This is a genomic window from Stenotrophomonas sp. 80084_Sma, from assembly GCF_056481995.1.
Map to the genome: position 1 here is coordinate 3,051,774 of NZ_CM151177.1, position 14,574 is coordinate 3,066,347.

Annotated in this window: 12 protein-coding genes; 6 read left to right on the forward strand and 6 right to left on the reverse strand. The window is 66.6% G+C overall.

Annotated elements, in window-relative coordinates; translation table 11 throughout:
* Positions 1-25: 25 nt before the first annotated feature.
* Positions 26-754, reverse strand: a complete 729-nt coding sequence (hutC, locus tag ACZK3W_RS14205) for a histidine utilization repressor (protein ID WP_049422110.1) — start codon at positions 752-754, stop codon at positions 26-28.
* 28 nt (positions 755-782) lie between these two features.
* A complete protein-coding gene (locus tag ACZK3W_RS14210; protein WP_197615097.1) occupies positions 783-2,153 on the reverse strand; it encodes a formimidoylglutamate deiminase in 1,371 nt (456 codons plus the stop codon).
* Positions 2,154-2,220: 67 nt separating this feature from the next.
* Between ACZK3W_RS14210 and hutI the strand changes: the two genes are divergently transcribed.
* The 4 genes from hutI to hutU are packed head-to-tail and all read left to right on the forward strand — an operon-like array spanning position 2,221 to position 7,497.
* On the forward strand, positions 2,221-3,444 hold the full coding sequence (gene hutI, locus ACZK3W_RS14215) for an imidazolonepropionase (protein ID WP_197615096.1): 1,224 nt from the start codon (positions 2,221-2,223) through the stop codon (positions 3,442-3,444).
* Complete coding sequence (gene hutH / locus ACZK3W_RS14220) at positions 3,441-4,982, forward strand: histidine ammonia-lyase (protein WP_197615095.1); 1,542 nt, start codon at positions 3,441-3,443, stop codon at positions 4,980-4,982. The genes hutI and hutH overlap by 4 nt, the downstream gene beginning before the upstream one ends.
* Entirely contained in the window at positions 4,979-5,833 is an 855-nt protein-coding gene (gene hutG, locus ACZK3W_RS14225) for an N-formylglutamate deformylase (RefSeq protein WP_197615094.1), read from the forward strand. The genes hutH and hutG overlap by 4 nt, the downstream gene beginning before the upstream one ends.
* Positions 5,830-7,497 (forward strand): urocanate hydratase, encoded by a 1,668-nt coding sequence (gene hutU, locus ACZK3W_RS14230; protein WP_197631839.1) that lies wholly within the window; start codon positions 5,830-5,832, stop codon positions 7,495-7,497. Before hutG ends, hutU begins: the two co-directional genes overlap by 4 nt.
* A gap of 145 nt (positions 7,498-7,642) precedes the next feature.
* On the opposite strand, the gene ACZK3W_RS14235 is transcribed toward hutU, so the two are convergent.
* The gene (locus ACZK3W_RS14235; protein WP_197615129.1) at positions 7,643-8,311 is read right to left on the reverse strand and encodes a GAD-like domain-containing protein; all 669 of its coding nucleotides are present in this window, start codon (positions 8,309-8,311) and stop codon (positions 7,643-7,645) included.
* Between the two features lie 190 nt (positions 8,312-8,501).
* Here ACZK3W_RS14235 and ACZK3W_RS14240 point away from each other — a divergent pair, with 190 nt between their 5' ends.
* Positions 8,502-9,938, forward strand: coding sequence for a serine hydrolase (locus tag ACZK3W_RS14240; protein WP_197615092.1), 1,437 nt, complete (start codon positions 8,502-8,504; stop codon positions 9,936-9,938).
* Positions 9,939-10,125: 187 nt separating this feature from the next.
* Positions 10,126-12,234 carry a TonB-dependent receptor family protein gene (locus ACZK3W_RS14245; RefSeq protein ID WP_197615091.1) on the forward strand — a complete coding sequence of 703 codons (2,109 nt, stop codon included), beginning with the start codon at positions 10,126-10,128 and terminating at the stop codon, positions 12,232-12,234.
* Between the two features lie 46 nt (positions 12,235-12,280).
* On the opposite strand, the gene ACZK3W_RS14250 is transcribed toward ACZK3W_RS14245, so the two are convergent.
* From ACZK3W_RS14250 to ACZK3W_RS14260, 3 genes are read right to left on the reverse strand one after another with little or no spacing between them, the layout of a single operon-like run.
* Positions 12,281-12,799: a hypothetical protein gene (locus ACZK3W_RS14250; RefSeq protein ID WP_197615090.1), complete on the reverse strand. Its 519-nt coding sequence runs from the start codon at positions 12,797-12,799 to the stop codon at positions 12,281-12,283.
* A 13-nt stretch (positions 12,800-12,812) separates the two neighbouring features.
* Entirely contained in the window at positions 12,813-13,685 is an 873-nt protein-coding gene (locus ACZK3W_RS14255; protein ID WP_197615089.1) for a hypothetical protein, read from the reverse strand.
* A complete protein-coding gene (locus ACZK3W_RS14260; protein ID WP_197615088.1) occupies positions 13,685-14,530 on the reverse strand; it encodes an energy transducer TonB in 846 nt (281 codons plus the stop codon). The genes ACZK3W_RS14255 and ACZK3W_RS14260 overlap by 1 nt, the downstream gene beginning before the upstream one ends.
* Positions 14,531-14,574 lie beyond the last annotated feature (44 nt).

Consider the following 14,574-nt stretch of genomic DNA (forward strand, 5'->3'; position numbering starts at 1 on the left):
CAGCGTGTCCCGAGCGGGGCCGACCCTACCTTGCGCCAGGCGCAAAGCGCGCGACCAGGTCCCAGGCGTCGCCGAGGAACACCTGGCGCACACGGGTGATCGGCTGTTCGCCGCGCCAGGTCAGGCGCTCGATCACCAGACAGGCGGTGCCGGGCTTCACGTCCAGCAGCTTGGCGGTGGCGGTGTCCGCGCCCCAGGCACTGATGCGGTGCTGGGCACGGGTCCAGGACACGTTCTGCAGCAGCCAGCTGCCCGGCGCGGTGGTACTGAAGTCGACCTCCAGCACCTCGGGCACGCCCACCGGGCTGATCAGACGATGCTCCAGCGCCAGCGGGCGGCCGTCGGCCAGGTGCAGGCAGCGCATCGCCAGCAGCATTTCGCTGCCGGCCAGCTCGACTTCACCGGCATTGCCGGCATCTGCAAGGCGCAGGTCGCGCTGCAGCAGGCGATAGGCGTACTGATGGCCACGCGAACCCACTTCCATCGCGATGTCGGGAATCTCCAGCGCCACCTGTTCCAGGTGCGGGGGCTGCCGCGCCACGAACGAACCAGCGCGGCGGCGACGCTCGATCATGCCGCTCTCGGCCAGTGCGGTCAGCACCTTGTTCACGGTCATCCGCGAGCAGCCGTACTGCTCCATCAGCTCGTGTTCGTACGGAATACGGAAGCCCGGTGCCCACTCTCCGCTGAGGATGCGGCTTTCCAGATCGCTGCGGATACGCTGGTTGAGCGTGGCGGACTTGCTGGCCTTCACGTGATGGGGTCTCGGTGGCGGGAGGCGATCAGCCCAGCACGCCACGCAGGGCGGCAGCGAAGGCGGTGGTGATCGCCTCGCGCTGCAGGTGGCGGCCGTCGGCCACGCACTGGCGGCCATGGCGCCAGACCGATCGCAGCGCGCCATTACGTGCGGCGAACACCCAGCTGTCAAGCCATGCGTCATCCTGCCGCGCCTGTAGCGCGGGGTGTGCGGCATCCAGCTCGACCAGGTCGGCACTGGCGCCAACCTGCAGCCCGGCGGCCACGCCCAACGCCTGTGCACCGCCGTGCAGCGCACCCTCGAACAGGAAGCGGCCGGTGCTGCGGGTGGCATCCGGGGCCAGCACATTGCGCCCGCGCAAGGTCAGGCGCTGACCGTACTCGAGCAGGCGCAGTTCTTCGGCCGCGTCGATCAGCACATTGGAATCGGAGCCGACACCGAAGCGCCCACCCTCGCGCGCGAACGCCTGCATCGGGAACAGGCCGTCGCCAAGGTTGGCTTCGGTGATCGGGCACAGGCCGGCCACCGCCTGGCTGGCCACGATGGCGGCGCGCTCATCGTCGGTGATGTGGGTGGCATGCACCAGGCACCAGCGCGCATCCACCGGCGCATGGTCGTACAGCCACTGCACCGGGCGCTGGCCGCTCCAGGCCAGGCAGGCCTCGACTTCACGTACCTGCTCGGCGATATGGATGTGCACCGGGCCGTCGGTCAGCGGCAGCAAAGCACTCAATTCCTCGCCGGTGACTGCACGCAGGCTGTGCGGGGCAATGCCGAGCACCGCATCGGGCAGCGCGGCCAAAGACGGCTTCGCGGCGTCCAGCAGCTGCGCGAAGCCGTCCACGTCGTGGATCAGGCGTCGCTGTGCGGGGTTCGGTGCCGCTCCGCCGAAATCGGCATGCGCATAGAACACCGGCAGCAGGGTCAGCCCGATGCCGGTCTGGTCGGCCGCCGCCGCAATCCGCGCGCTCATCTCGGCACGGTTGGCATACGGCCGGCCGTCAGCATCATGGTGCAGGTAATGGAATTCGCCGACGCGGGTGAAGCCGCTTTCCAGCATTTCCATGTAGGCCTGGGCGGCGATGGCCTGCACCGCGTCCGGGCGCAGATGGGCCAGGAAGCGATACATCAGCTCGCGCCAGCTCCAGAAGCTGCCACCGTCGCCGCCGCCGATCTCGGTCAGCCCGGCCATGCCGCGCTGGAACGCATGGCTGTGCAGGTTGGGCAGGCCCGGCACCAGGATGCCGACGCGGGTATCGCCCGCCTGCGCGCCCTGCCCCGTACTGATCGCCGTGATGCGACCGTCCTGCACCTGCAGGCGGACATCGCGGGCCCAACCCTCGGCCAGCAGGGCGTGGGCGGCATGGAAACTGTGCGGGGAACGCGAATCGGACATGGCTGGACAACCCGAAATGGACGCCTATATTGTATAGACATATAAGCACAGCCGCGTTGTGGATGCCATGCACGTCGATACCCTCTGGTCCAACGTTCACCTGATCACCCTCGATGGCGAGGGGCTGGGTGTCATCCGCGATGGCGTGCTGGCCTGCGCCGACGGACGCATCGTCCACGTCGGCACCGCCGGCAGCGATGCCCACCTGCAACCGACCACCCGCATCGACGGCGAAGGCCGCTGGATCTCGCCGGGCCTGATCGACTGCCACACCCACCTGGTCTACGCCGGCAACCGCGCCAACGAGTTCGAGCAGCGCCTGCAGGGCGTCAGCTATGCCGACATCGCCCGTGCCGGCGGCGGCATCGTCTCCACCGTGCGCGCCACCCGCGCCGCCGCGCCGGAACAGCTGGCCCGCGAAAGCCGCCCACGGTTGCTGGCGATGCGCGCCGAGGGCGTGACCACCCTCGAGATCAAGTCCGGCTACGGCCTGACCCTGCGCGACGAACGCAAGCAGCTGCAGGTGGCGCGTGCGCTGGGCGAGGAATGCCGGGTCAATGTGGTGACCACCTTCCTCGGTGCGCACGCGATTCCGCCGGGCCGTGAAGCACAGGAGTACACCGACGAGGTGTGCAATGTGATGATCCCGGCCATCGCCGCCGAAGGCCTGGCCGAAGCAGTGGATGTGTTCTGCGAGAACATCGCCTTCTCGCCGGCGCAGGCACGGCAGGTTTTCGAAGCCGCGCACACACACGGACTGGCGATCAAGATCCACGCCGAGCAGCTGAGCAACCAGCATGGCGCCGAACTGGCCGCCAGCTTCGGTGCCCTCTCGGCCGACCATATCGAACACTTGGACGATGCCGGCATCGCCGCGATGGCCGCGGCCGGTACCGTGGCGGTGCTGCTGCCCGGCGCCTTCTATTTCACTCGCGATACCACGCTGCCGCCGATCGCCGCGCTGCGTGCGGCCGGCGTGCCGCTGGCGCTGGCCACCGACAGCAACCCGGGCACCTCGCCGCTGACCAGCCCGCTGCTGGCGATGAACATGGGCGCCACCCTGTTCCGCCTGACCGTGGACGAATGCATCGCCGGCTTCACCCGTGAGGCGGCGCGCGCATTGGGCCGTGGCGATCGCGTCGGTCGCCTCGCCATCGGCATGGACTGCGACCTGGCGATCTGGGACATCGACGCCCCCGCCGACCTGGTCTATCGCATTGGATTCAACCCGCTGCACGCGCGCGTGGTGCGCGGACAGCCCGACCTGCCTGCCTCCTGGAGCAACACATGAGCAACACCCTGGTTCTTCGCCCCGGCCATGTCACCCTCGCCCAGTGGCGGCAGGCCTATCGCGGTGCGCCGCTTGCACTGGACCCGGCCGCGCTGCCGGTGGTGCGTGCCAGTGCGGCGACCGTGGCTGCCATCGTCGCCAAGGGCGCGCCGGTCTATGGCATCAACACCGGCTTCGGCAAGCTGGCCAGCGTGCGCATCGAGCGCGAGGACCTGGCCACCCTGCAGCGGAACATCGTGCTCTCGCACGCTGCCGGTGTTGGCGAGCCGATGCCCGCCAGCGTGGTGCGCCTGATGATGGCGCTGAAGCTGGTCAGCCTGGCGCAGGGTGCTTCGGGCATCCGCGAGGAAACCCTGCTGCTGCTGGAAGCAATGCTGGTCAAGGGCGTGCTGCCGGTGGTGCCCGCACAGGGCTCGGTGGGTGCCTCGGGTGACCTGGCGCCGCTCTCGCACCTGGCCAGCGTGATGCTGGGCGTGGGTGAAGCCTTTATCGGTGACGAACGCCTGCCGGCAACCGACGCACTGGCACGTGCCGGCCTGCAGCCGATCGAGCTGGGCGCGAAGGAAGGCCTGGCGCTGCTCAACGGCACCCAGTTCTCCACCGCCTATGCGCTGGCCGGCCTGTTCGAGATCGAAACCGTCTTCCAGGCCGCGTTGGTCACCGGCGCGCTGTCGGTGGAAGCGGCCAAGGGCTCGGATACCCCGTTCGACCCGCGCATCCATGCCATCCGCGGCCAGCGCGGGCAGATCGCCACGGCCGCCACCCTGCGCACGTTGATGCAGGGCTCGGACATCCGCGAATCGCACCGCGACAACGACGTACGCGTGCAGGACCCGTACTGCCTGCGCTGCCAGCCGCAGGTGATGGGCGCGGCGCTGGACATCCTGCGCCAGGCCGCGACCACGCTGGAAATCGAAGCCAACGGCGTGTCCGACAATCCGCTGGTGTTCACCGATACCGGCGAAGCGCTGTCCGGCGGCAACTTCCATGCCGAGCCGGTCGCCTTCGCCGCCGACATGCTGGCGATGGCGGTGTGCGAGATCGGTTCGATCAGCGAGCGCCGCCTGGCGATGCTGGTCGACCCGGCGCTGTCGGGCCTGCCGGCGTTCCTGACCCCGCGCCCGGGCCTGAATTCCGGCTTCATGATTCCGCAGGTGACCGCCGCCGCGCTGGTCTCGGAAAACAAGCAGCGCGCCTACCCGGCCAGTGTCGATTCGATTCCGACCTCGGCCAACCAGGAAGACCATGTGTCGATGGCCGCGCACGGTGCGCGCCGCCTGATGCAGATGGCCGAAAATGCCGCCAACGTGATCGGCATCGAGCTGCTGGCCGCTGCGCAGGGCTGCGACTTCCACGCGCCGCTGCGCTCCAGCACCGCGCTGGAAGCCGTGCGCGCCACCCTGCGCGCGCAGGTGCCGACGCTGGAAGAAGACCGCTACTTCCATCCGGACATGGTGACCGCCACGAACCTGGTGCGCAGTGGCGCGCTGGCGCAGGGTTTGGCGGAGCTGCTGCCGACTGTGGAACCGCAGGCATGAATGTCCATCCCGAATGGCTGACGGTGCACGAAGGCGATGCCCCGCTGATCGTCAGCTTCCCGCATACCGGCAGCGAGCTGCCGCACGACCTGATCGGCGACTACCACTCGCCGTGGCTGGCCCGTCGCGACGCCGACTGGTGGGTGCACGAACTGTACGACTTCGTGCGCGGCATGGGCGCGACCACGGTGCGCTCGGCGATCTCGCGCTCGGTGATCGACCTCAACCGCGATCCCAGCGGCGTGTCGCTGTACCCCGGCCAGAACACCACCGGCCTGTGTCCGCTGACCACCTTCGACAACCAGCCGCTGTACCACGCCGGGCGCGAACCGGATGACGCGGAAATCGCCCGTCGCCGCGACACGTATTTCCTGCCTTACCACGATGCGCTGGCCGCACAGATCACGCGCCTGCGTGCGAGGTTCGGCACTGTCGTGGTGTATGACGCACACTCGATCCGCTCGCATATCCCGCACCTGTTCGAAGGCGAGCTGCCGCAGTTCAACCTCGGCACCGCCGGCCCGTCCGGCGCACCGGACACGTCCTGCGACAACGCCTTGAGCGATGTGGTGGAGAACCTGCTGAAGATCAGTGGCATGAGCCAGGTGCGCAACGGCCGCTTCAAGGGCGGCTGGATCACCCGCCACTACAGCAACATCGCCGGCGGCGTGCACAGCCTGCAGATGGAACTGGCCTGCCGCGGCTACATGCACGAACCCCTGCCGGACCAGGTGGACGAGCACAGCTGGCCCACCCCGCTCGACCCCGACCACGCCGCACCGCTGCGCCACACCCTGGCGCAGGTGCTCAACGCCTGCCTTGAATTCGCTACGAACCGGAGCGCCGCATGACCCGCAACGACCCGACCCGCACCATTGCCGCGCCCACCGGCACCACGCTCAACGCCAAGAGCTGGCTGACCGAAGCGCCGCTGCGCATGCTGATGAACAACCTGCACCCGGACGTGGCCGAACGGCCGCAGGAACTGGTGGTGTACGGCGGCATCGGCCGTGCCGCGCGCGACTGGGAGAGCTTCGATGCCATCGTCGAAACGCTCAAGCGCCTGGACGACGACCAGACCCTGCTGGTGCAGTCGGGCAAGCCGGTGGGCGTGTTCCGCACCCATGCCGATGCGCCGCGCGTGCTGATCGCCAATTCCAACCTGGTGCCGCGCTGGGCCAACTGGGACCACTTCAACGAGCTGGATAAAAAGGGCCTGGCCATGTACGGCCAGATGACTGCCGGCAGCTGGATCTACATCGGCGCGCAAGGCATCGTGCAGGGCACCTACGAGACCTTCGTGGAGATGGGCCGCCAGCATTTCGGTGGCGACCTGACCGGCAAGTGGCTGTTCACCGGCGGCTTGGGCGGCATGGGCGGCGCGCAGCCGCTGGCTGCCGTAATGGCCGGCGCGTCCTGCCTGGCCGTCGAGTGCCGCAAGAGCAGCATCGACATGCGCCTGCGCACCGGCTACCTGGACACCTGGACCGACAACCTGGACGAAGCGCTGCGGCTGATCGATGAATCGTGCAAGGCCGGTACGCCGAAGTCGGTGGGCCTGCTCGGCAACGTCGCCGACGTACTGGCTGAACTGCTCAAGCGCGGCGTGAAGCCGGACCTGCTGACCGACCAGACCTCCGCGCACGACCCGGTGAACGGCTACCTGCCGCAGGGCTGGACCGTCGAGCAGTGGGACGAAAAGCGCGTGAGTGCGCCGAAGGACGTGGAGAAGGCTGCACGCGCATCGATGGCCAACCACATCCGCGCCATGCTCGGCTTCCACGCGCTGGGCGTACCGACAGTGGACTACGGCAACAATCTGCGGCAGATGGCACTGGAAGAAGGCGTGACCAATGCCTTCGATTTCCCGGGCTTCGTACCCGCCTACATCCGCCCGCTGTTCTGCCGTGGCATCGGCCCGTTCCGTTGGGCCGCACTGAGTGGCGACCCGGAAGACATTGCCAAGACCGACGCCAAGGTGAAGGAACTGATTCCGGACAACCCGCACCTGCACCGCTGGCTGGACATGGCTGCCGAGAAGATCAAGTTCCAGGGCCTGCCCGCGCGCATCTGCTGGGTGGGTCTGGGTGACCGCGATCGCCTCGGCCTGGCCTTCAACGAGATGGTGGCCAACGGCGAGCTGAAGGCGCCGGTGGTGATCGGCCGCGACCACCTGGACAGCGGCAGCGTTGCCTCGCCGAACCGCGAAACCGAAGCGATGGCCGACGGTTCCGATGCCGTGTCCGACTGGCCGCTGCTGAACGCCCTGCTCAACACCGCCAGCGGCGCCACCTGGGTGTCGCTGCACCATGGCGGCGGCGTCGGCATGGGCTTCTCGCAGCACGCCGGCATGGTGATCGTCTGCGACGGCACCGAAGCGGCGGCCAAACGGATTGGCCGCGTGCTGTGGAACGACCCCGCGACCGGCGTGATGCGCCATGCCGATGCAGGCTATGAAATCGCGATCGACTGCGCGAAGGAAAAGGGACTGGATCTGCCGGGTATCCTGGGCTGATCGCAGGGGTGCCGGCCAGCGGCCGGCACTACCGCAAGGCACCTGTAGAGCCGAGCCATGCTCGGCTCAATGCTTCCGGGTGCACGACGCCTGACCCAAAGGCAGCCGAGCATGGGCTCGGCTCTACATGATTGATGCCTTCGGATCACTTCCGGGCCAGCGGCTTCACATTGTTCGTATAGTGTGGAAACGCAGGCGCGGCGAACTCCCTCAGCATGTGCAGGTGCGGCTGAAGCTTGAACCTGCGCAGATTGCCAATGGCTACTTCGCCGCCGCACACCAGCGCTGGCTCAAAGCCATAAATCTCATCCGCCATCAAGTGCCCGCAAGTGCTCACAACCCTGTCGAAAGGCAGCTCTTCGACCCCATCCATCAGATCAAAGTCCTCAAGCTCCGCGCAAGCGAAGAATGCCTTGATGCCACCCTCCTGCCGTGCCAGAGACTTGGGTCTCAAACAGTTCTGAAGAGCAAATACTTCACTGCGGATCGGATCGATGCTCACGCCAACGCCGGATGCTTCGCCGCATAGGTAGAGCCGTCCAAACCCGCTTCTGGCAAACACATGGTAGGTATCGATCAGGGAAAATGGAGTACCAGCCAACCACGAGTGCATCAGGCCTTCGTAGTCCTCGGGATTCACCGTCCACAGCCGACCATTGCCATAGTTCGCCCATCCATCCCGACGCCAATAGCTCAAGAGCGGTTCGGGCAAGATGCCCGTCCACTTGGAGAAGCTGCTCTCTGGCACCGAGTCGTGTTCAGTCGTCTCTCCGAAGCTCTCGATGAAGAGCGCGAAATCCTCATCCTCCTCCATTAACTCTCCCATGCAAGGCTATCTCGTCGGTTTGGACTGAGACGTTCTTATATCTGGCGCTTCATCAGGTTCTAAGAGCTGTTTACGACAGGCCATTGGAAATTCACGCATTCACATAGGCGCCCGCCTCCGCTTGACCAGGTGCCCGCCGCTGACCAACATGCGCCATCACCGCTGACGGATCACCGCGATGTACCGCACCCTTGCTGCTGCATTGCTCTGTGCCCTGGCCATCGCCTTGCCCGCCTCGGCACGTGACGTCCCTACCGGCCTCTCTTCCCGACTCGACGCCCAACTGCAGAGCAACCGCGAGCGCTACGGCATCGCCGGCCAGGCCGTACTGGTCGCGCACAATGGCCAGGTGCTCTACCAGGGCGCCAGCGGCGAACGCGATCCCGCTGCCCATGTGCCTGCCACTGTCGACACCATCTTCGCCGCGCAATCCATGGCCAAGCTGCTGACCAGCACACTGGTGATGCAGCTGGTCGACCAGGGCAAGGTGGATCTGGACGCACCGGCCAGCCGTTATGTTCCGGACCTACGGACGGCATGGCAGGCGATTCACGTACGCGATTTCCTCAACCACAGCTCGGGTATCGGCGAGTATTACGACCGGGTGGACAACCGCTGGGTGAGCAAGGGCTACACCAGAGTGGCGCCTAACCTTGGCGCTGCACTGAAGGTGGCCGGCGCGACACCGATGCAGTTCGTCACCGGCAGCCGAGTGCAGTACACGCAGGCCAACTACCTGGTGCTGACCGCCTTGCTGGAAGCGCATTACGGCAAGCCCTACCCGGCCATCGCGCGCGAACGCATCCTGCTGCCATTGAAGATGACCAGTACCTCGTGGGGCATCACCAGCGTGCCGGCGCAGCGCGCGGCGGTGCCGTACATCGGCAAAGACGGCGCATTGCAGCCGGCCAATGAAGACCCCTGGCCGAACTACGGTTGGGGACACGCCGACCTGCAGACCACCGTGGGCGACATGAACCGTTTCCTGCAGGCGCTGGCGACCGGCAAGCTGCTGCGCACGGCGACCCTGGAAAAACTCTGGCAGCCGCAGAAACTGGCCGGCGGTGGCAGCAATTTCTTCTCCACCGGTTGGGATACCACCCGCAGCGACGGCTACACCCAGGTCGGCCACGATGGCGGCACCCGTGTACGTGCGCGGCTGGCCTACAAGGGCACGCTGGCCAACGGCTACTGGGTGTTCGTGTACCTGACCAACGGCAGCGCACGCAATGTCTGGTCGAGCACGCTGGTGGAGAGCACGATGGCGGTCGCCGCACCGCGGGAGTTCCCGCATGCGGTGCTGTCCGAGCGGCTGATCGCGTATGCGCTGGATGACAGTGAGGATGCGGCAGAAGCAGTGCATCGCTGGCTGCGCGACAGCAATAAGGTTGCTGCCAGCGAACTGGAACGCGCGATCAATGCCGATGCGTACGCGGTCCGCGAAAGCCTCGGGGCACGCAAGGCGGTGAAGGTGTTCGCTCTCAATACCGAGCTGTATCCGGATTCGGCAAATGCGTGGGACAGCCTGGCGGAATGCCATGCGGCGCTGGGTGAGAAGGAAGCGGCCGATCGGCTGTATGCAAAGGCCAAGGCGCTGGCGAAGCCGGCTCTGTAGAGTCGAGCCGTGCTCGACTCCGGGACACAGAGGCAGTCGAGCAAGGCTCGACTCTACAGAAAGCGAAAGACAGTCGAGCAAGCTCGACTCTACAAGGAGCGCGGGCGGCCATACGCCGCCGATGGGTGACGTGACGTCGCCGACCTGTTAACTTGCGCGCCACTTTCGTGGTTTACAGCATTCCCGCATGTCGCTCTCGTCGTACCGCCCCGCCCCGTCGCTGTTGTTCCTGGCCGTTTCTCTTGGCCTCTCCTCCACCGCCGCTGCGGCCCCGCAGGCCACCACGCTGGATGCGGTGCAGGTCACCGCCGCCGATGCCAGCGCCCAGGCGCGCGAGGCGCTGAAGCGCGTACCCGGCGCCAGCAACGTCATCGACGTGGCCAAGGCGGACAGCCGGCTGTCCAGCAGTGCCGATGTGCTGGCCTACCAGCCGGGCATCAGCGCGCAGTCGCCGGGCAACGAAGGCACCAAGATTTCGATCCGTGGCTCAGGCATCAACCGGGGCCCGGGCGCGCATGCCTCGGGTATTGCGGTGTCGATCGACGGCCTGCCACTGACCGGCCCGGGCGGCACGCCCTACGAGCTGCTGGAATCGCTGTGGCTGTCCCGCGTGGAAGTACTGCGCGGCGCCAACGGTTTCGAGCGTGGCGCGCTGGCACTGGGCGGTGCCATCGACTACATCAGCCGCAGCGGCCGTGATTCGGCGGGCGTGCAGCTGCACTACGAAGCCGGCAGCCGTGGCTACCAGAAGCGCGGCATCAGCTGGGGCGGCGTCAGTGGCGATGTCGATTACTTCCTGGCCTACACCGATACCGAGTTCGATGGCTATCAGCGCCATGCGCGCGGCGACGGCAAGGGCGCGATGGCCAACATCGGCTGGCAGATCACGCCCGACCTGCAGACACGCTTCTTCGTGCGCTACCGCGAAACCAATCACGAAACACCCGGTCGCCTGACCCGCGATCAGATCCGCAATGACCCGCACGCGGCGAACCCAGCCAACCTGGCCATCGATGCACGTCGCCCGCAGCCCGGCAGCACGTGGGTGGGCAACGTCACCACGCTGCAGATCGATGAGGATTCCTCGCTGCAGGCGGGACTGGTCTATCACAAGTACCCGATGGACTTGAACGAGAGCCTGTACCGCCAGCAGCTGGACTACGCCAACCTCAACGCCACACTGGACTACCGCCACCGCCACCGGCTGTTCGGCCTGGACAGCGAAACCACGGTCGGCCTGCGCGTCACCCACGATCTGGACGCCGATGTGCGCGAGTCGCTGCGTTTTGCCAGCAACGGCTATGCCACCGGCACGCGCACGCGTGACTTCCGCCACCACGGCACCGACAGCACGCTGCACGTTGGCAATACCCTCACCTTCAATGACCGCCTGCGCATGCAGACCGGGCTGGCACTGATCAACACCCGTCGGAATGTACAGGTGACCTGGCCGAGCAGCGGCGGCCGCCTGCGCGACCACGACTGGGACTACGCGCCGCGACTGGGCTTCACCTGGCAGCACAGCGCCCAGACCCAGTGGTTCGGCAACCTCAGCCGTTCGGTGGAGGCGCCGCACCCGTGGTCGATGATCTGGGGCTCGAACCAGTACTTCGGGCCGGGCAATGGCCCGTCTACCGGCCGCCAACGCGCGCCGGTGCCGATGCAGAACCAGACCGCCACAACGCTGGAACTGGGCGCGCGCGGTGACGCGGCGCTGGGTCGCTGGGAACTGACCGGCTACTACGCGCACGTAAACCACGAACTGCTGAGCGTCGAACTGCAACCGGTGCCGAACCTGTTCATCGCCGAGAACAACGCCAGCCCCACCGTTCACCGCGGCATCGAAGCCGGGTTGGACAGCACCCTGTGGCAGGCTGCGCCGGGCCGCCTGTCGCTGCGCCAGGCGTACACCTTCAGTGACTTCCGCTATCGCCACGATGCGCGTTTCGGCAGCAACCGCCTGCCCGGCCTGCCGCGCCACGCTTACCAGGCCGAGCTGCGCTTCGATCACGCGTCCGGCCTGTACGCTGCGCTCAATACCGAATACGCCTCGCGCATCGCCGTCGACTACGCCAACAGCTACTGGGCCGACAGCCATGTGATCTTCGGCAGCCGCATCGGCTACGACGCACCCGGCGGTCGCTGGCAGGCCTGGGCGGAGATGCGCAACATCGGCAACCGCCACTACGCCGCCACGGTCACGCCAGGCTACAACGATGCCGGCAAGGATATTGCCCGCTCGACGCCGGGCGAAGGCCGTGGCATCTACGCTGGTGTGCGTTTGCGCTTTGACTGATGACCGCAGGCGGCGCCGGGGGTGATCCAGCGCCGCCGTTTCAATGTCAGCTGATGCGCCACGCCGGCAGGCGCTCGCTGCGTTTCCAGATGGAAGGCGCGAAGCCGATCAGCACCATCGCCGCCAGCCACTTCGGTGAGGTAGTGAGCAGTGTCGATGTGAGCGAGCCATCGACGGGGGCGGCCATTTCCTGCCACGGGTTGTAGCCCAGGTAGACGACGCTGCCAGCCCACCACAGCAACGCCACACCGACACCCACCAGCAACAGGGCCAGCGTGCGGCAGGTCCAGCGTTGCGAGGTGGTGCCCCATTCGCGGGATACCGCCACCAGCAGGCCCACCACCAGCAGCGAAATCAGGGCCACCAGGCCGATATCGACCTTGGGCCCAATACGCTCATAAGTGCAGGTGCGGCATTGCGCCTCTTCCGCGGCAGTAGCGGCTTCGGCGCCATCGGCCTGCCCGGCTGCAGGCTGTGCCAGTGCTGCAAACGGCAACAACACAGCCAGCAGCGTCACCATGATCCAACGAAACAACATCCTGTTCCTGCGTGCAGCGACATCCATGCGCTCTTCCTCGTCAGTGGTTGTACGTCCAGGGCCGCAGTACGCGGCCGTCCCATACGCCGCCCAGACCCCGTTCCGGGGGTTCGGCCATCCAGCGTCCTTGTTCCCGATGCAGTACGACAAGCTCCCGGTAGACGAAATCGTCGGAACACGAATCCCAGGCGACCGCGATCATAGCCCACTGCCCATCGACGCTGAAAACGGGCCGGGTCAGATAGACGACGTGGTCGTATGTCCGAGTCGGCCGATGCACCGTTGTCCCGCACCCCTGCTCCCGCAGCGCTCGAAGCCTCGCGCTGTCCATCCGCTGCGCACCGGCCAATGCGGCCGCAGGCACTGGCGTGGAACGGTGATTGGCGGGAACCAGGTCCGCCTGCAGCTGCAACCGCAGCGCATGGATGTCCTGCGGCCACCAATCGTCCAGCGGCAGGACCAGATCGTCCACCTCCTGGCAGGTGGAGGCACTGCTGCCCGGCCAGCAATAGGGCAAGGTCTGCTCCATCACGTAGATGTCCTCCCCCACCGGGCCGGTCAACTGTGGCTGCTCCTGCGGGCGCCATCGATCGACGCGCGTGAACGGCGTCTGCGGTGCGGTGGGCACCTCGCTCAGCGGCGATGGCAGAACTGGTGTTGGCTGCGGCTCTGGCGGGGGTGGAGGGGGGAAAGGCGGCCTCTGCCGGATCGCCAGCGCCATCGCCTCCGCCTGCATCTGCGCCGTTCCCAGGTTGACCAATGGCGGACCGATCGCCTGCTGCCACCTCGGGCGCAGGCTGCAGACTCCGGCCATGAGAGCCAAAGCCGACAGCGCCGCCGCCAACGACGCAATGCGTCGCCAGACGATCCGTTGTTGGCAGTCACGGTCCGGCTTGAACGAGGTATCTGTCATCACGACTCCGGCAACGCGGGCCACAGGCCGTGGCCAAAGCTCATATAGCGGACAGGATCCACTCGAACACGCTCCCATCCGCCCTTGCTGCGGTGCAGAAGGTAGAGGGCGCGCATCGCCGTTCCTCCACTGCACAGATCCGAGGCGATCGATGCCATTGCCCAGTTCCCGTCCAGGCTGAACACAGGACGCTGCAGATAGACAACGCCCAGATCCGGATTGCCCCGGCCACCCGTGCATCCCTCGACGCCGCGTGCGCGCCGTTGATGAAGCTCGTCCCACGTCATCCGTTGCGCTCGCACATGCGCAAGCTCAAACGCGAGGTCGGGTACGCGTACAGCCCGGCGGTTCGCAACCTGCAGCATCGCCTCCAGATGCTGCTGAAGTTGAAAGGACGCCGCACTGTCATCATCGCGCCACTCGACGACGCTGTGACGAACCTGGCAGACCGGGACGGGGTCTCCTTCACCGCAGGAAGGCGCAGTCCATTCCATCACTGCAAATGGCATGTCGGGTTCCCAGCCGCGCGGCTCGAAGTGTGCTGGCGCGACATCTGCCAGTGGCACCTCCGCGGTCGCGAACCCACTGTTGCCAGTCAGCATCGGGGAGGAGACTGCCTTCATTGGAATCGGTGGTACTGGCGGCTTTCCTGGCGGTGTCGGTCGCAGGTCGATGAGCTCTGCCATCACCTCGGCCTGCATCCGTGCCGTTCCCAGATTGATCGGAGGCGGGCTGACATCCTGCCGCCACTGCGGGCGCACGCTGGCCATCAGCGCTGCGCCAGCAGCCACGAACAGGACGACCGCTGTCGTCAGGATGCGCTTCCGTGCAATGCGCTGTCGCATGAAGCTCCTCGAAGAAATGAAGCAGGTTGGGATATCGGCCGGGA

What these genes read in the sequence shown, in the direction of transcription:
- ACZK3W_RS14260 (WP_197615088.1), bottom strand. Translation starts at nt 14,530, where the DNA reads ATGCGACAGCGCATTGCACGGAAGCGCATCCTGACGACAGCGGTCGTC.
- hutI (WP_197615096.1), top strand. Translation starts at nt 2,221, where the DNA reads ATGCACGTCGATACCCTCTGGTCCAACGTTCACCTGATCACCCTCGAT.
- hutH (WP_197615095.1), top strand. Translation starts at nt 3,441, where the DNA reads ATGAGCAACACCCTGGTTCTTCGCCCCGGCCATGTCACCCTCGCCCAG.
- ACZK3W_RS14255 (WP_197615089.1), bottom strand. Translation starts at nt 13,685, where the DNA reads ATGACAGATACCTCGTTCAAGCCGGACCGTGACTGCCAACAACGGATC.
- ACZK3W_RS14240 (WP_197615092.1), top strand. Translation starts at nt 8,502, where the DNA reads ATGTACCGCACCCTTGCTGCTGCATTGCTCTGTGCCCTGGCCATCGCC.
- ACZK3W_RS14210 (WP_197615097.1), bottom strand. Translation starts at nt 2,153, where the DNA reads ATGTCCGATTCGCGTTCCCCGCACAGTTTCCATGCCGCCCACGCCCTG.
- hutU (WP_197631839.1), top strand. Translation starts at nt 5,830, where the DNA reads ATGACCCGCAACGACCCGACCCGCACCATTGCCGCGCCCACCGGCACC.
- ACZK3W_RS14235 (WP_197615129.1), bottom strand. Translation starts at nt 8,311, where the DNA reads ATGGAGGAGGATGAGGATTTCGCGCTCTTCATCGAGAGCTTCGGAGAG.
- ACZK3W_RS14250 (WP_197615090.1), bottom strand. Translation starts at nt 12,799, where the DNA reads ATGGATGTCGCTGCACGCAGGAACAGGATGTTGTTTCGTTGGATCATG.
- hutG (WP_197615094.1), top strand. Translation starts at nt 4,979, where the DNA reads ATGAATGTCCATCCCGAATGGCTGACGGTGCACGAAGGCGATGCCCCG.
- ACZK3W_RS14245 (WP_197615091.1), top strand. Translation starts at nt 10,126, where the DNA reads ATGTCGCTCTCGTCGTACCGCCCCGCCCCGTCGCTGTTGTTCCTGGCC.